23 protein-coding genes are annotated in these 17095 nt (G+C 59.5%); 5 read left to right on the top strand and 18 right to left on the bottom strand.

Features of this window, described 5'->3' with window-relative positions; genetic code table 11:
* Window positions 1–47: 47 nt before the first annotated feature.
* Together LOY50_RS06000 and tsaA are read left to right on the top strand one after the other, a co-directional pair.
* A complete protein-coding gene (locus LOY50_RS06000; protein WP_003198373.1) occupies window positions 48–509 on the top strand; it encodes a DUF1456 family protein in 462 nt (153 codons plus the stop codon).
* Between the two features lie 6 nt (window positions 510–515).
* Window positions 516–1214 carry a tRNA (N6-threonylcarbamoyladenosine(37)-N6)-methyltransferase TrmO gene (gene tsaA / locus LOY50_RS05995; RefSeq protein WP_258690466.1) on the top strand — a complete coding sequence of 233 codons (699 nt, stop codon included), beginning with the start codon at window positions 516–518 and terminating at the stop codon, window positions 1212–1214.
* A gap of 190 nt (window positions 1215–1404) precedes the next feature.
* Here tsaA and fpr read toward each other — a convergent pair whose 3' ends face one another.
* On the bottom strand, window positions 1405–2184 hold the full coding sequence (gene fpr / locus LOY50_RS05990; RefSeq protein ID WP_003184787.1) for a ferredoxin-NADP reductase: 780 nt from the start codon (window positions 2182–2184) through the stop codon (window positions 1405–1407).
* A 121-nt stretch (window positions 2185–2305) separates the two neighbouring features.
* Here fpr and LOY50_RS05985 point away from each other — a divergent pair, with 121 nt between their 5' ends.
* A complete protein-coding gene (locus tag LOY50_RS05985) occupies window positions 2306–3232 on the top strand; it encodes a LysR family transcriptional regulator (RefSeq protein ID WP_003198364.1) in 927 nt (308 codons plus the stop codon).
* 4 nt (window positions 3233–3236) lie between these two features.
* Here the strand turns inward: LOY50_RS05985 and LOY50_RS05980 are convergent, their stop codons facing one another.
* The 3 genes from LOY50_RS05980 to LOY50_RS05970 form a co-directional block, all read right to left on the bottom strand.
* Window positions 3237–3599, bottom strand: coding sequence for a diacylglycerol kinase (locus tag LOY50_RS05980; protein WP_258690465.1), 363 nt, complete (start codon window positions 3597–3599; stop codon window positions 3237–3239).
* A 72-nt stretch (window positions 3600–3671) separates the two neighbouring features.
* Window positions 3672–4325, bottom strand: coding sequence for a response regulator transcription factor ErdR (erdR, locus tag LOY50_RS05975; RefSeq protein ID WP_046064978.1), 654 nt, complete (start codon window positions 4323–4325; stop codon window positions 3672–3674).
* 212 nt (window positions 4326–4537) lie between these two features.
* The gene (locus LOY50_RS05970; RefSeq protein WP_003198361.1) at window positions 4538–5284 is read right to left on the bottom strand and encodes a tRNA-uridine aminocarboxypropyltransferase; all 747 of its coding nucleotides are present in this window, start codon (window positions 5282–5284) and stop codon (window positions 4538–4540) included.
* Between the two features lie 184 nt (window positions 5285–5468).
* On the opposite strand from LOY50_RS05970, the gene LOY50_RS05965 reads away from it, so the two are divergent.
* Window positions 5469–5891 (top strand): quorum-sensing-regulated virulence factor family protein, encoded by a 423-nt coding sequence (locus tag LOY50_RS05965; RefSeq protein WP_003198359.1) that lies wholly within the window; start codon window positions 5469–5471, stop codon window positions 5889–5891.
* Here LOY50_RS05965 and LOY50_RS05960 read toward each other — a convergent pair whose 3' ends face one another.
* Window positions 5892–6086, bottom strand: a complete 195-nt coding sequence (locus LOY50_RS05960) for a hypothetical protein (protein WP_024617640.1) — start codon at window positions 6084–6086, stop codon at window positions 5892–5894.
* 466 nt (window positions 6087–6552) lie between these two features.
* On the opposite strand from LOY50_RS05960, the gene LOY50_RS05955 reads away from it, so the two are divergent.
* Window positions 6553–7671 (top strand): TIGR00730 family Rossman fold protein, encoded by a 1119-nt coding sequence (locus tag LOY50_RS05955; RefSeq protein ID WP_072343282.1) that lies wholly within the window; start codon window positions 6553–6555, stop codon window positions 7669–7671.
* 46 nt (window positions 7672–7717) lie between these two features.
* Here LOY50_RS05955 and recX read toward each other — a convergent pair whose 3' ends face one another.
* The 13 genes from recX to LOY50_RS05890 form a co-directional block, all read right to left on the bottom strand.
* Window positions 7718–8185, bottom strand: a complete 468-nt coding sequence (recX, locus tag LOY50_RS05950) for a recombination regulator RecX (protein WP_018607949.1) — start codon at window positions 8183–8185, stop codon at window positions 7718–7720.
* Window positions 8186–8193: 8 nt separating this feature from the next.
* Window positions 8194–9246, bottom strand: coding sequence for a recombinase RecA (gene recA / locus LOY50_RS05945; RefSeq protein ID WP_018607950.1), 1053 nt, complete (start codon window positions 9244–9246; stop codon window positions 8194–8196).
* Between the two features lie 83 nt (window positions 9247–9329).
* Entirely contained in the window at window positions 9330–9830 is a 501-nt protein-coding gene (locus LOY50_RS05940; RefSeq protein WP_258690464.1) for a CinA family protein, read from the bottom strand.
* A gap of 71 nt (window positions 9831–9901) precedes the next feature.
* Window positions 9902–10438, bottom strand: a complete 537-nt coding sequence (locus tag LOY50_RS05935) for a lysis protein (RefSeq protein ID WP_258690463.1) — start codon at window positions 10436–10438, stop codon at window positions 9902–9904.
* A complete protein-coding gene (locus tag LOY50_RS05930; RefSeq protein ID WP_258690462.1) occupies window positions 10420–10983 on the bottom strand; it encodes a glycoside hydrolase family 19 protein in 564 nt (187 codons plus the stop codon). The genes LOY50_RS05935 and LOY50_RS05930 overlap by 19 nt, the downstream gene beginning before the upstream one ends.
* Before the next feature lie 135 nt (window positions 10984–11118).
* Window positions 11119–11487: a phage tail assembly chaperone gene (locus tag LOY50_RS05925; RefSeq protein ID WP_258690461.1), complete on the bottom strand. Its 369-nt coding sequence runs from the start codon at window positions 11485–11487 to the stop codon at window positions 11119–11121.
* Between the two features lie 8 nt (window positions 11488–11495).
* Entirely contained in the window at window positions 11496–12710 is a 1215-nt protein-coding gene (locus tag LOY50_RS05920) for a carbohydrate-binding protein CenC (protein ID WP_258690460.1), read from the bottom strand.
* Between the two features lie 28 nt (window positions 12711–12738).
* On the bottom strand, window positions 12739–13248 hold the full coding sequence (locus LOY50_RS05915) for a phage tail protein (RefSeq protein WP_258690459.1): 510 nt from the start codon (window positions 13246–13248) through the stop codon (window positions 12739–12741).
* Window positions 13245–14399 (bottom strand): phage tail protein, encoded by a 1155-nt coding sequence (locus LOY50_RS05910; RefSeq protein ID WP_258690458.1) that lies wholly within the window; start codon window positions 14397–14399, stop codon window positions 13245–13247. The genes LOY50_RS05915 and LOY50_RS05910 overlap by 4 nt, the downstream gene beginning before the upstream one ends.
* A gap of 10 nt (window positions 14400–14409) precedes the next feature.
* On the bottom strand, window positions 14410–15009 hold the full coding sequence (locus tag LOY50_RS05905) for a YmfQ family protein (RefSeq protein WP_024617650.1): 600 nt from the start codon (window positions 15007–15009) through the stop codon (window positions 14410–14412).
* The gene (locus LOY50_RS05900; protein ID WP_258690457.1) at window positions 14997–16037 is read right to left on the bottom strand and encodes a baseplate J/gp47 family protein; all 1041 of its coding nucleotides are present in this window, start codon (window positions 16035–16037) and stop codon (window positions 14997–14999) included. Before LOY50_RS05900 ends, LOY50_RS05905 begins: the two co-directional genes overlap by 13 nt.
* Window positions 16027–16425 (bottom strand): phage GP46 family protein, encoded by a 399-nt coding sequence (locus LOY50_RS05895; protein WP_079303617.1) that lies wholly within the window; start codon window positions 16423–16425, stop codon window positions 16027–16029. The genes LOY50_RS05900 and LOY50_RS05895 overlap by 11 nt, the downstream gene beginning before the upstream one ends.
* The gene (locus LOY50_RS05890) at window positions 16425–16934 is read right to left on the bottom strand and encodes a phage baseplate assembly protein V (RefSeq protein WP_028237198.1); all 510 of its coding nucleotides are present in this window, start codon (window positions 16932–16934) and stop codon (window positions 16425–16427) included. Before LOY50_RS05890 ends, LOY50_RS05895 begins: the two co-directional genes overlap by 1 nt.
* Window positions 16935–17095: the final 161 nt, after the last annotated feature.

Here is a 17095-nt window from a genome sequence, read left to right as displayed (position 1 = left end):
CCGCACCGAACCGGGGCGCCCACTGCCGATTGATCAGGACTGCACACATGATTCACAACGACGTACTGCGCAGCGTGCGCTACATGCTCGACATCAGCGACAAGAAAGTCATCGAGATCATCAAGCTGGGCGGCCTGGAAGTCTCCCTGGCCGACCTGACGGGCTACCTCAAGAAAGACGAGGAAGAAGGCTTCGTGTTCTGCCCTGACGAGGTCATGGCGCATTTTCTCGATGGCCTGGTGATCTTCAAGCGTGGCAAGGACGAAAGCCGCCCGCCGCAGCCGATCGAAGTGCCGGTGACCAACAACATCATTCTCAAGAAACTGCGAGTGGCGTTCGAGCTGAAGGAAGACGACATGCACGCCATCCTCAAGGCCGCCGAGTTCCCGGTGTCCAAACCGGAACTGAGCGCTCTGTTCCGCAAGTTCGGCCATACCAACTACCGCCCGTGTGGCGACCAGTTGCTGCGCAATTTCCTCAAGGGCCTGACGCTGCGCGTGCGCGGCTGACACCCCGTGACTTACAGCGTCTCCCCCATCGGCTTCGTCCGCTCCTGCTTCAAGGAGAAGTTCGCCATCCCCCGCCAACCGCAGTTGGCGCCGGCCGCACGTGGCGTGCTGGAGCTGGTGGCGCCGTTCGATCAGGGCGAGGCGGTGCAGGGGTTGGAGCTGGTCAGCCATGTCTGGCTGCTGTTCCTGTTCCACCAGGCCCTGGAAGACAAGCCGCGGTTGAAAGTGCGGCCGCCGCGCCTGGGCGGCAACAAGTCCATGGGTGTATTCGCCACCCGCGCCACCCACCGCCCCAACGGCATCGGCCAATCGGTGGTGAAGCTGGAGCGGGTCGAAGCCGGGCGTCTGTGGATCTCGGGTATCGATTTGCTGGACGGCACACCCGTGCTGGACATCAAGCCCTACGTACCCTACGCCGACATCATCGGCTCAGCTTCCAACAGCATCGCCAGCGCAGCGCCTGAATTGATTCCGGTGCAATGGGCGGACACTGCCCTGCTTCAAGCGCGCGAGCACGCCACGCGCCTGGGAGAGCCCCTGGTAGAGCTGATTGAACAATGCCTGGCCCAAGACCCGCGCCCGGCGTACCAGGTTCCTACCGTCGAACGGGAATATGGCGCGCAGTTCTGGGACCTGGACGTTCGTTGGCATTACCCGCAGACGGGGTTGATTCGGGTGTTGGAAGTGATTCCAGCGAAACCGTAAACACCAGAAACGAAAAAGCCCGCGCGGCCTTCATCAGGCGGCGCGGGCTTTTTTGTGGGGCATCTGTTGGACCGAGTCGCTGCCATCGCGAGCAAGCTCGCTCCCACTGGTGCGTCTGTGTTGTTCACGCATTTGGATTCAACACAAATCCCCTTGCTCGCGATGGCGATCTTTCAGTCACCACAACAGCTTACTTCTCTACAAACGCCCGCTCGATCAGGTAATCACCCGGCTCGCGCATACGCGGCGAAACGGTCAGGCCGAAGCTGTTGAGCACTTCGCTGGTCTCGTCGAGCATGCTCGGGCTGCCGCACAACATGGCGCGGTCGTCCTGCGGGTTGATCGGCGGCAGGCCGATGTCGCGGAACAGTTTGCCGCTGCGCATCAGGTCGGTCAGGCGGCCTTCGTTCTCGAACGGCTCGCGCGTCACGGTCGGGTAGTAGATCAGCTTGTCACGCAGCGCTTCGCCAAAGAACTCGTTCTGCGGCAAGTGTTCGGTGATGAACTCGCGGTAAGCGACTTCATTGACGTAACGCACGCCGTGGCACAGGATCACTTTTTCGAAACGCTCATAGGTTTCCGGATCCTGGATGACGCTCATGAACGGCGCCAGGCCAGTACCGGTGCTGAGCAGGTACAAATGCTTGCCAGGCTTGAGATCGTCCAGCACGAGGGTGCCGGTGGGTTTCTTGCTGATGATGATCTCGTCGCCTTCCTTCAGGTGCTGCAACTGGGAGGTCAGCGGACCATCAGGCACCTTGATGCTGAAGAATTCGAGATGCTCTTCCCAGTTCGGGCTGGCAATCGAGTAAGCGCGCATAAGCGGGCGGCCATTGGGCTGTTGCAGGCCGATCATCACGAACTGACCGTTCTCGAAGCGCAGGCCCGGATCGCGGGTGCACTTGAAGCTGAACAGAGTGTCGTTCCAGTGATGAACACTGAGGACACGCTCGTGGTTCATGTTGCTCATGTACGGGGACTCCTGGGAATAATGCCCGCGCCGATAATCTGCGCAATTGCATCGCATTCTAATGGCGGCGACAATATCTGTTAAATGGATTATTAAGATAAGGGTTATCGGTTATATCGATATGCGATTTACTCTCCGTCAACTTCAAGTCTTCGTCGCCGTCGCCCAGCAGGAAAGCGTGTCTCGCGCTGCGGGTCACCTCAATCTGTCGCAGTCGGCGGCCAGCACCTCCATCACCGAACTGGAGCGGCAATCGAGCTGCCAATTGTTCGATCGTGCCGGCAAGCGCCTGAGCCTCAACGCCCTGGGCAAACAACTGCTGCCCCAGGCAGTGGCGCTGCTGGACCAGGCCAAGGAAATCGAAGACCTGCTCAACGGCAAATCCGGTTTCGGCTCACTAGCGGTCGGTGCCACCCTGACCATCGGCAATTACCTGGCGACCTTGTTGATCGGCGGTTTCATGCAGCGCCATCCAGAAAGCCAGGTGAAGCTGCACGTGCAGAACACTGCCAATATCGTGCACCAGGTTGCTCACTATGAAATTGATCTGGGTCTAATCGAAGGTGACTGCAGCCATCCGGACATCGAGGTACAGAGCTGGGTCGAGGACGAACTGGTGGTGTTCTGTGCCCCCCAACACCCGCTGGCCAAGCGTGGCCAGGCGACCATGGAGGAACTGACCCATGAGGCGTGGATTCTACGGGAACAGGGTTCCGGCACGCGCCTGACCTTCGACCAGGCCATGCGTCACCACCGTAGCGCGCTGAATATCCGCCTGGAGCTGGAACACACCGAAGCGATCAAGCGCGCCGTGGAGTCCGGCCTGGGCATTGGCTGCATCTCACGCCTGGCCCTGCGCGACGCCTTCCGCCGCGGCAGCCTTGTCGCGGTGGAAACCCCGGACATGGACCTGGCGCGGCAGTTTTATTTCATCTGGCATAAACAGAAGTACCAGACCTCGGCCATGCGCGAATTCCTCGAGCTGTGCCGGGCCTTCACCGCCGGGGCCCAGCGCAGCGACGAAATCGTGCTGCCGACCATCGCCTGAGCCGTTACAACAGCACCACGCCCCACACCAACGCGATCATCGTCATGGCGACTAACTGGGCGGCGCTGCCCATGTCCTTGGCATTTTTTGACAATGGGTGCCGCTCCAGGGAGATGCGGTCGATGGCCGCCTCCACCGCCGAGTTGAGCAATTCCACGATCAATGCCAACAGGCACACGGCAATCAGCAGCGCCTGCTCGACACGACTGACGTTCAGGAAGAATGACAACGGAATCAACACGACATTGAGCAACACCAACTGACGGAAAGCTGCTTCGCCGACAAAGGCTGCACGCAGCCCGTCCAAGGAATAGCCGGAGGCGTTGAGGATGCGTTTCAGGCCGGTCTGGCCTTTAAAAGGTGACATAGAGTGGGCTACTGATCTAAAAGGAGTGGAGAAGCTAATTCAAACCCGGTCAAAAAAGCGTGAACCGGAACACTAAGCCTGCGGTGAAATTGACTCAAGTTGTTGCAGCAGCAAGGCCGCCTGGGTCCGGGTGCGCACGTTCAGTTTACGAAAAATCGCCGTGACGTGAGCCTTGATGGTGGCCTCCGAAACGCTCAGTTCGTAGGCAATCTGCTTGTTCAGCAAGCCTTCGCAGACCATGGTCAATACCCGGAACTGCTGCGGCGTGAGACTGGCCAGGCCCTCGCTGGCGGCCTTGGCTTCCTCGGACACGCTCACCGCTTCGAACGCCTGGGGTGGCCAGCAGACGTCGCCGTCCAGGACCGCCTTCACGGCCTTCTGAATCATCTCGAGGGAACTGGACTTGGGTATGAATCCGCTGGCGCCAAACTCCCGGGCCTTGACCATCACCGAGGCTTCTTCCTGCGCCGAGACCATGACCACGGGGATTTGCGGGTATTGGCCCCGCAACAGCACCAGCCCTGAAAAACCATAGGCACCGGGCATGTTCAGGTCCAGCAGCACCAGGTCCCAATCGGCCTTCGCCGTCAACTGCACCTCCAGTTCCGCGATACTGGCCACCTCCGTCAACCGGACAGCCGGGCCGAGGCCCAGGGTCACAGCCTGATGCAACGCGCTGCGAAAGAGCGGGTGGTCATCGGCAATCAGGATTTCGTATGTGGCCATTTTTCAAATGATCCTGTTTTTAATGGCAGGCCCGAGCATTCGCACCTCGCCAAGACAACTCAAGACACCGCCGTGCAGCGGCATCCACAGGGGCACATTCAACGCCAAACACGGCGTTTCAAACATTGGCGGCGCCCTGGTCGGCGCCAAGCATGCCCAGCGAAGCCGGGGTGGTCAAGCAGCACGGCCGCCACAGTGTCCAGTATGAGCCACTATTGGGCCAATACTGCTTGCGGCGTACGGATAAAGGGTTGCAACTCGGCGTGGGCCGGGGTCGAGACGTTCACCTCCTGCTGGCCCTTGGCGCCCAGGTAATGCTGGCTGAATACATCGAAATAGGCGTCCAGGGCCGAAGCGGCATCGCTGTCCCCCGCCAGCTCCAGACACAATGCCGCCACTTCGGCGGTGCACAGGTGCTCGCTGCGGGTCGAACGACGCAGGCGGTAACGCGACAGTCTGTCGGGCAGCAGGCTCAGGATCGGCAGTCGGTCGAAATACGGGCTTTTACGAAAAATCTTCCGCGCCTCGGTCCAGGTCGCATCCAGCAGAATGAACAGCGGGCGCTTGGAATGATCAAGGTCAACCGTATGGGTAACCCGCGATGGCTCGACGTATTCGCCCGGAAACACCAGGTACGGTTGCCATTGCGGATCGTTCAGCAGCGCCAGCAGTTGCTCGTCGACGTCGGTGCGCGACCAGATGAACGCGTGATTGTCACGCACCACATCGGCAATCAGCCAACCGGTGTTGCTCGGTTTGAACACTTCCTTGTTGGTCATGATCAGGCAGACCCCGGAGCGGGTCTCGACACTCGGACGCCAGGCGCACAGGCAATGGCTCTCGATCACTCGGCAGGCGCTGCAACGGGGCGCGCGCCAGCCACGGGCCTGGATCGGCCTGATCCCTTCATCGATGCGCTGGTCGCGCAGGCGGGCTACGGCGTTAGGGGCGTGATTCATCGTGGGCAACGCCGACAGACAGGAAAACTCGACACGAACAACACTCGGCAGGGCAATAAAGGCCGGCAGTCTACCAGAGCGCACGAGCCTGTACCGTCCACCCTGGCTCCCCTATAATTCCCGGCCACTGAACGCACAGTCATGTGATCGGTCGAACCACCAGTCACTGAACCAGGAGAGTTTCATGCTGCGCCTTATCGTCCCTACCGTTGCCGTTCTGCTGGCGACGTCCTTCAGCGCTCAGGCTGCTTCGCTGAAAGAACTCGAACTGAACAAGATGCTGCAGAACGTCGCCAAGGAAAGTAGCGTCGGTACGCCGCGGGCGATCAACGAAGACATTCTCGACCAGGGTTATACCGTCGAAGGCACCGAGCTGATCAACCATCTCAGTGTGCAAAGCAGTCACGCCCAGAAAATGCGCGCAGACCCCAAGGCTGTGTATTTCCAGTTGGGCTCTACGGTGTGCACCAATCCAGGTTTCCGCAAGTTGATGGCCAAGGGCGCAACCATGCGCTACGAGTTCACCGAGGTTAAGACCAACCGCCCGGTCGCGACCGAGCGCTTCCAGGAATCGGATTGCCCGAAACCGGCCAAGACGAAAAAGTAATCAACCTGAATTTGCGCGCCGCTGCTCATCGTCGGCGCGCAACTCCGCCACCAGCGCCTGCAAGTAACGCGAGCGCCATGCTCGCCCTCCCAACCGACGACAGCATTCTTCCTCAAGACTTACCCGATTGGCCTGTGCCGATTCCCGCAGCATCAGGTACAACTGCCTGTCGAGCTCCAGAGTGACCCTGGTCATTTTTCCCGCCTCCCTGCCCCGATCCGCTTCAATCCATCACGTGGCACCCAACCCTGGGCGTCAAATTGCATTGGCACGCTTGTTATCAGTAAATCAGAGCTGCACGCACCCGACCGGCAATCTGACGAGCGGCGCGAGAGTTCAGCGCATGTATCAGCGGTTGCCAACGGTCACTTTTGAGCGCCATGATCAGGGCAGCAAAGATCGGCATGACGGTCTAGATTCAAAGTATCCATAGTATTTTCATCGGGCAGAAAGAGGCTGCCTGGCCAACACCTTGGCGTGTGATTGTTTTTTATCAAAGGGAAAAGCAGAACCCGCTGGATGGCTTGGTCGCTTTGCTGCAGACCGCGTCAAGCCAGGTCGCCCTCCAGGCCGATGCCTGGGCTGACAACGACACACGGAGTGTCGTGGCCCCGATGAATCTCTCGTCCGGGCCGGGGTCCTGTTAAGAAGGAGAAGCTGAATGCCTTACAAACCGAATGACCTGCTCAGTCGTCATTTTGAGAACCATGGCCACGACCTCACCCGCAAGGTCGAAGAGCAACTCAACCTGGTGTCCCCCAACAGCCCCAACCTCCCCATTTACCGAGACATGATCCTGACCGTGCTGCGCATGGCCCAGGAAGATCACAACCGCTGGAATGCCAAGATCACGCTACAAGCCCTGAGGGAACTGGAACACGCCTTCCGTACCCTCGAGCAGTTCAAGGGCCGGCGCAAGGTCACGGTCTTCGGCTCGGCACGAACGCCCATCGAACATCCGCTGTATGGCCTGGCCCGAGAGCTGGGGGCGGCGCTAGCCCGTTCGGACATGATGGTCATCACCGGCGCCGGCGGTGGCATCATGGCCGCCGCCCATGAAGGCGCGGGGCGCGACCACAGCCTGGGATTCAATATCACCCTGCCTTTCGAGCAACACGCAAACCCGACCGTCGAGGGCACGCCGAACCTGCTGCCGTTCCACTTCTTCTTCACCCGCAAACTGTTTTTCGTCAAAGAGGCCGACGCACTGGTGCTCTGCCCCGGTGGTTTCGGCACGCTTGATGAAGCGCTGGAAGTCCTGACGCTGGTACAGACAGGCAAGAGCCCGCTGGTACCGGTGGTCCTGCTGGATGTTCCAGGGGGCAAGTTCTGGCAAGGAGCCCTGAACTTTATCCGCGAGCAATTGGAGGAAAACCGCTACATCCTGCCCACCGACATGAAGCTGATGCGCCTGGTGTACAACGCCGAAGAGGCCGTGGAAGAAATCAACCAGTTCTACCGCAACTTCCACTCCAGTCGCTGGCTCAAGCATCAGTTCGTGATCCGCATGAACCACAAGCTAAACGAACAAGCGTTGCAGCAAATGCAGGGAGAATTCGCCGATTTGTGCCTGAACGACTGTTTTCATCAACATGACTACAGCGGTGAAGAGCACGACGAAGCGCAGTTCAGTCATCTGACGCGACTGGCGTTTGCCTTCAACGCCCGGGATCACGGTCGCTTGAGGGAACTGGTGGACTACATCAACCTGCCGGAAAACTGGGCCCAGCCCGCCCAAAAACCCCATCCCCTCACATGGGAGCCGATCAAGGTAACCTGAGCCCATAAAAAAACGGCCTGCTATCGAAATAGCAGGCCGTTTTTGTTTAGTCATCCATACCACGACCGCTGAACAAGCGGTTGATCATTTCCATGGAGTAACCTCGATACGCCAGGAAACGCCCTTGTTTGGCTCGCTCCCGTGCATCGATGGGTAAATGTCCTGAGAACTTTCGGCGCCAGGTGTCCGTCAGTTGCTCCTGCCAATCGATACCACTTTCGCGCAAGGCAAGTTCGATATCCGGGCGTTGCAAACCACGCTGGCCCAGTTCCTCACGAATTCGCAAAGGACCATAACCGGAGCGAGCGCGATAGGAGACAAAGCTTTCCAGGTAACGGGACTCCGACAGCAAGCCCTCTTCGGTCAAACGGTCGAGGGCGGTGTCGATCAACTCATCGGGAGCGCCGCGCTGACGCAGCTTACGCGTCAGCTCGACTCTACCGTGCTCGCGCCTGGCGAGCAGGTCCATTGCGGTTCGCCGCACCGCGACGAGGGTATCGAGTACGGCGGTCATCGGAGCGATCAGATGTCAGCGTCAGCCAGATCGTCAACGGGCTCGCGATTGGCCACTGCCTTGACGTCTGCAACCGGGCTCAGCAGCTTGTCACGCAGTTGCTTCTCAAGGGCGGCGGCGACTTCCGGGTTGTCCGCCAGGAACTTGGCCGAGTTGGCCTTGCCCTGACCGATCTTGGTGCCGTTGTAGGCATACCAGGCGCCCGACTTCTCGACGAAACCGTGCAGCACACCCAGGTCGATCATCTCGCCATTGAGGTAGATGCCCTTGCCGTAAAGAATCTGGAACTCGGCCTGACGGAACGGCGAAGCCACCTTGTTCTTCACGACCTTGACGCGGGTTTCGCTGCCGACAACCTCATCACCTTCTTTCACCGCGCCAGTACGGCGGATATCGAGGCGAACCGAGGCGTAGAACTTCAGCGCGTTACCACCGGTGGTGGTTTCCGGGCTGCCGAACATCACGCCGATCTTCATACGGATCTGGTTGATGAAGATCACCAGGCAGTTGGCGTTCTTGATGTTACCGGTGATCTTGCGCAGGGCCTGGGACATCAGGCGAGCCTGGAGGCCCACGTGCATGTCGCCCATTTCACCTTCGATTTCAGCTTTTGGCACCAGTGCCGCCACGGAGTCGACGATGATCACGTCAACCGCATTGGAACGCACCAGCATGTCGGTGATTTCCAGGGCCTGTTCGCCGGTGTCCGGCTGGGAAACCAGCAGGTCGTCGACGTTGACACCCAGTTTGCCGGCGTATTCCGGGTCCAGGGCGTGTTCGGCATCGACGAAGGCGCAGGTCGCACCGGCTTTTTGGGCCTGGGCGATCACGGACAAGGTCAGTGTGGTTTTACCGGACGATTCAGGACCGTAGATTTCAACGATCCGGCCTTTTGGCAGGCCGCCGATGCCAAGCGCAATGTCCAGGCCCAGGGAGCCGGTGGAGATGGAAGGAATAGCCTGACGGTCCTGATCGCCCATACGCATTACGGCACCCTTGCCGAATTGACGTTCGATCTGACCCAAGGCCGCAGCCAAGGCTTTCTTCTTGTTGTCGTCCATTAAAGTCCTCACGTAATCAATAAGGCCTGACGGCCAACACCTGTATAAGTAGCCAGTATTATTCCACAGCGATCGGGGATCGCCTACCCCTGATTTGAGATTTCTACGGCGGCATGTTGTAACAGCCCGTCTAGCGCGGCCTTCACCGTTTGTCGGCGGACCTCGTCGCGATTGCCTGGGAAGAATTTCTGCTCGCTGTACACCGTCTCGCCAACAGCCCAGGCCAGCCACACGGTGCCCACCGGTTTACTCGGTGAGCCCCCGTCCGGCCCGGCCACACCGCTGACCGCCACGGCATAACGCGCCAGGCTTTTGCGCTGGGCCCCTTGTGCCATGGCCTCGACCACCTCGCGGCTGACCGCCCCCACCTTCTCGAACAACTCGGCGGGGACATTCAACTGCTGGCTCTTCTGGCAATTGGAATAGGTGACATAACCGGCCTCGAACCAGGCCGAACTCCCGGGAATCCGGGTAATCGCCTCGGCAATTCCCCCGCCCGTACAGGACTCGGCCGTGGTGACGTGGGCATTGAGCAGCTGCAGGCGCCTGCCCAGCTCAGCGGCCAGTTCAGTGATGTCGTCCATGGTGCTCTCCTGATTCCACACAATTGAGGCCTACCGTACACGAGCAATGGAAGCTTGCAAGGCTCGTGGGATTACCGACCCAGCGCTCTGATATAGGCCTGACAGGCCTGCAAGGCAATCAGTCCGCGATCACCGGCGTCGGTGATGGCGATAATTCGTTGAGCATGCGCCGGGTCAAGTCGGGCGCGTGGGGCGCCATGATCCACGCCGCCGGCGCGGGTGGCGGCAGGCACTGCACAACCGGCGGCAACATCGTCGGCGTCGAGGAGGACTGACAGCCGGACATCGGCAGTAGCAAGGCGATCGCGCAGGCGATCCTGGTCACGTTGGGCATCGCTCAAGGCTCGGTAATGGGTTTGTTCGCTGGCGGCGAGCTGCTGCTCAAGGACCAGGCGTTTGTCTTGCTCGGCCTTTTGCTGCGTCGCGGCCGCTTGGGTCATTTGATTAAGCGTCTCGGCGTGGGACTGTGCGAGTCGGGCCAACTGCTGTCCGTAACGCCAGTCCTGGAACCGCCACGCGAGCATCGCCGAACCGCCGGCCAGCAGCGCGAGCAACACGACAATGCCCAGGACACGAGACGAAAAAGGCATCAGGTCGAAGGTTGGCATAACACCTCCCTCGCCCGCGCCCACAATTGCAGGCGGTCCTCCAGGCCGTTCAAACCGCCATTAATGCGCCGGGTGATGGTGTTGAACTGATCGCGGTCGGCCAGTGCGTTCAAGCCGTTCTGCTCCCAGAACCAGGCGGCGGATTCGGCGGCCCATTGCGGCTGCTCAAGAAGCTCAGGCAATGCCAGCAGGCGTTCGTCGCCGAACAGCCCCTGACTGCAGCGAAGATAATTGTCATGGCCGGTAATCTGGATCAGTCCTCGGCCGCGATACTTCTGGCCGTCACCGTCAGCCTGGGGCGAGTTGCCCAGGCGAACGGCCAGGGTCCCGGTGTCGTATTTGCTCAGGTATTGCTCGCTGCCCAGCTCGCGTACATAACGCAATTGTCCCGACTCATGACCGACCTGGGCCAGGAACGCGGCGATGCGTTTGGGCGAGTCGATACCATGGCGCGACATGGCGGTGTTCAGCGCGGAAATAAAAACGCCCGCTTGGGCGCGGGCGTTGGGCATGATGTTGATGAGTTGCTGCTGCGTAAGGTCCATATTCAGGTCATCGCAAGTGCATGATCAAAGATGTCCGGCCAGCCAGGACGGCGCAACCGGACGACGCTGAGTTCCAGAAAAAAGCTCATCCTGCAGGATAGGGAGAACCCGTTGCCCCTATCAAATCAGAAGTGCTCACTCAGTGATCCATTGGGGTACGGGAGGGCGCTGCTGCGTTTGAGGAAAACTTGCATCCTGAGGCCATTCTCGAAGCGCTTGCATATAGTTCAACAATTCTTTGAATTGCTCGTTAGTCAGCGTCGAAGTAAAACCAAGATCAGCTTCGTCGCGATGACGCTCGCGAAGCCACTTAACACTTGAAAATTGCGAATCGCGCCAAGCCCGCTCTTTCACATCGTCGTTCTGTTCCTTGGTAGGGATTGGAATGCCGCCATTTTCGACCCACTCTTCATACTCAGCCCAATAACGGTGATGACGAGGGATGGTGGTATTGTCATACAAACGAATGACCGTATCTGGATCAACAGTTAGTTGAAAACTCATAACAGCTCCTAAAATTCGGCATCCGCCGTGGCGTGAATGTAATAAGTTTGCGACACCAAGCCGATATCTGAGTTGTGCACCCAAGTTCCCCGGGGTGACGTTGCATAGGAAACAGCATTGGCGGAAGAAACCTCATCGGAGCCGGAGCGCCATTGCCCCAACGTTCCGCTTTGGGCGGGCCGAAATAGACTGATACTGGGAATCGCTCTTTTTTCGACTTTGAACGGCCACTGAGCCAAGGGTTGTGAAGCTGGTCCCGACTGTCCCATGTTGACAATTGATATCAGGCATCCCTCTACAACATTAGTCGCACTTCCGGGTGGTGTATCCTGTTTGTAGGTTTTTTCATAATAGCGCTGACACAGCAGCAACTCTTCGACGGGACTGCGATTTTCAAATGGTGTAGCGACAGGGCTTTCTTCGAGTTGAATCTGCGCCAAGTCAAGAGTCTGCAAAACATTAAGGGGCAAGTCGAAAGACAGCATAAGATAGTCATTACCCGCAGCGCCGACAACCTTTCCCGCAATGGAAGGCACCTGAAAAGTTGCGCTATATTTTGCCCATGCACTCTTGACTTGAAAGGCCGCCACAGGGGTAACAACCGATACTGAGCCACCATTTCCGAAAAACTGAGTCATGGTTAACGAAACTTGCCGCGATGTGTCGGCCTTGGCCCAAAAGGTTATAGTTGCAACCTTGCCCGCTAAAGTCCGAACCGACTCAACGGCCTGGGAAATTTTATGGACAGTGGCCCCCGCCCCGGCAACTACTTGCTGCCAACGGTAAAAAAAACGAGGCTCATGGGGCACTTCTGACTGCCCCAAAAGGAAACTCTGGCGGGAAATATTGACGCCTGCATTACCGTTCCAATCGCAACGAAAGCGGTCTGCTACAAATGCACCTGTATTGGGGTTAAGGTTAGTTGTCCCGCGCTGCCAGATATCAAAATTACCGTTAATTAGCAGATTTCTGCGATACACCTGGGCCGGAAAGTTCTGCCTTGGGTCAAGTTTGGCTAGCGTTCGAATTGCTTGGCACAACTGGTTGTTTTCATCTTCGGCTGGAACCAGTCCAGCCTCAATGATCGTCGTAAGAAGCTCCTGCGTGACGCTATTGCCCCATTTTGCTGGAATCAAAGATCCGGGCGTGCCCGCCAGCGGGTTTTCATCCACGAACACGCCGTTCACCAGCCCGACGCTGGGAACACTTTTTGGATAGTCCATGTTTTATTGCTCTCTATGAAATGGAGGCTCAAGCGTGAAGAGGCAGTGCTCGGATAGTCGCGAGCACATCATTAGCGGCTTGGCTCGCAAGGTCCGCCTTGCCTTTGGCCATGTGCGTGCGAATCTGTGCCTTGGCCTTGAGGCGCAGTTCGCGAAGCGCTAGCAGGTTCGCTTCGAATTCGGCGGACTTGGCGAGGATCTGGTCCGCCGCCTGCCTGGCTGTGCGCCCTTTGACGACCCACGCAGAAACGGCCAGTGGAACGGCTTTTTTCGGGTAGCCCTGATCCTTGAAGGCCTGCGCTTCAAGGGCGGCTTGTTGGTACTCCAGGGCACGCAAGGAATCACCGGCCAAGGCGCGACGTACGCTGTCGGCAGCGGTATCGACCTTGGTGCACAAGCGTTCGGCCTCCTGGCGTAATAACTCAGCAGCATTTTCTTCAGTGAGTACCCATGTATCGTCCTCCCAGGTATGGGCGGAAGAAGGTGCAGGCGGGCGAAGTCCCTCTTCGTACTGGTGCAGCTCTTGAATGACTTTCATCGGATCAGCTCCCAGGACAAGTGAGCATTGACTGCGTTGATAAAATTGACGCCGATGCCCACGCTGTAATCCGTCAGGGCCTGGTGCTCCTTGATACCCATGCTCAGCAACAGCTCGTCACTCTCGGCATTGGTAACACCCAATGTGTGCTCCGCCTGAAAGCACTGCCAAAGCGAGCGAGATTGAGCGTGATCAAAACTGGCTGTGACGGTAGATACCGCAACGTCGTTGACAACGTTGTTGGAGAGCAACACACACATGTATGGGCTGCTCCAGCCCCCCGCTTGGTTGCCGATACTTTGTAACGTGGGTGTCAAATAGCTGTAATTACCCCCAACCCACCCAGCCTGAACAAACGACAGCGAGGTCACGACGTTCGGCGCGGGTGTCGGATTACCCACCACAAGCCGTGCTGCACGGGCGTGGGGATCCAACGGCAGATATACCACTCCATTGCCATTTACCGTTTGAGTCCAGGTCAATCGAGCACGGTTGTAGATCGCGCGAATGATCGGCAAGGAGCCCGGCGCGCCGGTCATCACCCAAGCCACGCACATGTCCAGGGGGGTGGATGGAAACCCGCCGCCGGATACTCCATTGACAGTCCCCTTCAAGGACTCCGGCGGGAGGTCATACAGGCTTCCACGCTGCATGTGGAACGTCAGCGCGCCGCCTATAACCTGCGCTCTAAGAAAATAGCTGGCGCTGGGCAACAAATCGGCGCTGCTCCAGGCCGCCGTCACGTAAGTACGGGATCGACCCAACCGCCCACTTACCACCTCTTGTCCAATGCTGATGTACACACCCGCCGGAATCGAGACACGACCGCCGCTGGTGGACAGCGCCATTGGCGTTATCGCCAAGCGGGCGTCCGCTGTTGCAATCGTTGGCAGCGGCAAAGCGGCGATCGGAAGCGCGAGGTCCTGGTTCCAGCCCTTGGCGGTGACTGACTGAATCGCCTCAAGCAGTTGATCGTTTTGGGTTTCATCTGGCGTCAGATCCCCCGCCTTGATGACATTCACAATCTCCTGCGTTACCCCGTTCCCCCAAGCCGCCGGAATCAACGACCCCGGCGTCCCGGTCAATGGGTTTTCATCCACGAACTTCCCATTCACCAACCCGGCGCTGGGCACACTTTTCGGATAATCCATCGTCTACTCCCTAGTCATAATTGATGTGAACCTTGGTATGCGCCGGTGCACTGCGGTGAATCAGGCACTCCAGGGCCGAGCCCGGATTGACGCCAAACCGCTCCCCCCAATAGCTAGCGCCAAAACGTCGGCCCAACAGCAGGCGGCCGCCGGTATTGAGGGTCCACATGAATTGCGCCTGCCAAGTGCCGAAATGAGCTTCTCCGAAACGTGCGCGCCCCATGCGCGGCGCCTTCAGTTCGGTGATCGTGGCGTTGGGGTAACCCTGGCTCTTGGCGATTTCCACGTAATAGGCAATGGCCTGGCTACCGACCGCCAACAACCGCCGACGCACCGCCAAGCGACGATCGTCATACAACGGCGTGGCGCCCAGGCACGGGTCAGGCAGGTTCATCACCCGTTCCCAGTCCGGCACCAGTTCACTCACGCCCGCCGGGTCCATCTCGTTGAGCAGGTCGGCGGCACGGGCGTCGAGGCGGGCCAGCTCCTGGGCGATGCCTTGCAGCACTTCGTCCAGTTCCGGCACGCGCTCCGGATCCCACGCTGGGCCACTGGGCAGCAGGCTGCGCAGTTGCGCCTGGTACTGTTCGGCGGTTCTTATTCCAGCCATGTGCAGCCTCCGAACGTCAGCAACTGGTTGCTGGCGGCGACGACATCGGCGATAGGTGCGCTGAGTTTGTGGTCGGTTTCGCCGGTGGCGCTGCTGATGGCTTCAGCGATATGACTCAGCAACAGCGTTTCGCCGAGGCCAGCTTCACGATTGTGCAAGTCGCGCAGTTGCGCCTCGATGGCGGCCCGCACGGCACTGGTGTCCGGGATGATGCGCAGCCTGTAGTTCACCGGTACCTGCGTCGGCGCCAGCACCTGCAGCTCGGCGGTCACCGGGCGCAAGGGCTCGATGTAGGCCCGCACCTCTTCCAATTGCTCGGCGTTGGGGATCGGTTGCGGATCGTCGTCCCGCATCACGAACAGGCCGACAGTGCCCGGTCCCAGGTAGCTGCCCCGGCACCACGCGCGGGTAATGCCAGGGCACTCCAGGGCCCAGGTCTCATAATCCTGGGCCGAACCGCCGTGAGGAATGACGCGATAGGAACGGATCACCCGCGCCCGCAGGGATTCGAGGCTCTCCCGGGCGACACCGCCGGTCAGCCCCGGTGCCAACACGGTGAAGCTGCTGCCAATGCCGAGGATCGGTTGGACTGGCGTCAGCACCAGGCCGGCGTCGGCGTTGCCCAGGCTGCCAGCGTCCAGTGCGGCAATGGTGGTGCTGTTCAGGCCATTGCTGGTAGTGCGGGCGGTGGTCACTTTGAATGTGCGGCCATCGGTGGATTGCAACAGCGTGTCGACATCCAGTACCGCGCCAGCGGTGGCGGTGAAACTGACACTGCCGATGGCCACCTGGGCCGCTTTGCGCGCCTGGTTCAGGCGCAGGGCAGCGATGCGTTCAAGGGTGGATTCATCGGCCTTGTCCGGCAGGATCTGCTCGGCGATCCAGTCCAGGTAGCCATACAAACCATAGGCGGCGCCACCGAGGGTGCGGGCCAGCACTTGGGCATCGGACTGGCGCAGCGAATCGCTGGCCAGGTCGCTTTGGGCGCGCTTGATCAGCACCGGCAGCGAAGGGGTTTCAAACGGCATAGGTCACCTGCCAACTGTTATCGGGGTTGATGTCCAGGCGCTCGCCGTCAGCCAGGGTCAGGACCGTGCGCAGGTTCAGGCGTTGGGCGTCGAGGCGTTCGCTGATGATGTCGATGGCCTTGCAATGGCCGTCGTCGATCAGCCATTGCAAGGCTTCGCGGGCATAGAATTCGGCATCGAGCTGGGTTTGGCGGGTCAGCTTGACCCGTCGCAACAGCCACAGCCGCGAGCCGATGCGGTCGTCGGCAACGGTAGGGAAAGTGTCGCCCCACCAGCCGAAACGTTCCTCGTCATCGACGGCATCGTCGTCAGCGGCGCGGCGCCAGGTGAACAGGCTGATCAGCACCGAGCGGGTCAGTGCGGCGTGCAGGTTCTGGCTGATGAACATCATTGGCCTCCCGCCGGCGCGCCGGTCTGACCGTTGCCGGCCTGTACACCGACATGCACGTGTTTGATCTGGCTGATGCCGCCGGCGATCTGGTCGCCCTGGGAAACGATCTTGCCGGTGTGGTTGATGACCGGGCTGTCGATGTTCACCGCGCTGCTGGCGCGGATGTTCAGGGTCGCGGTCTGGATGTCGATGACACGACCACGCTTGAAGTGGAGCTTGTCGCCTTCGTCGGTGTAGAGCGCCACTTCGCCAGGGGCCAGGGCCTGGAGGCGGAAGCGACGATCGGCGACCACCAGGACCACGGCATGGGAACGGTCGCCCCCCAGGAACGTGGCAATGCCCTCGGCACCGGCCAACGGGTTGCTGGTGAAGCCGTAGGGTTCGAAGTGCTCCATGTCGTCGTTCACTTCGCCGGCGGTGAGGCGCATTTGCAGCGACTGCAACTTGGTGGCCGAATTGGCGAGCACGACAGTGCCGCGCGCCAGGAGGCGGGTCAGTAAGCTCATTGAGGTTTTCCTTCGGAATCGGGTTTAACAGCAATTGGGCGGCTAACCCGGAACACTGTGGGAGCGAGCTTGCTCGCGATAGCGGTCTGACATTCGAAGCAGATGTTGACTGACACACCGCCATCGCGAGCAAGCTCGCTCCCACAGGAGATCTGTGGTGG

The organism is Pseudomonas sp. B21-010 (assembly GCF_024749325.1).
Classification (GTDB): Bacteria; Pseudomonadota; Gammaproteobacteria; order Pseudomonadales; family Pseudomonadaceae; genus Aquipseudomonas; species Aquipseudomonas kilonensis.
This window is presented reverse-complemented; position numbering and strand designations above follow the sequence as displayed.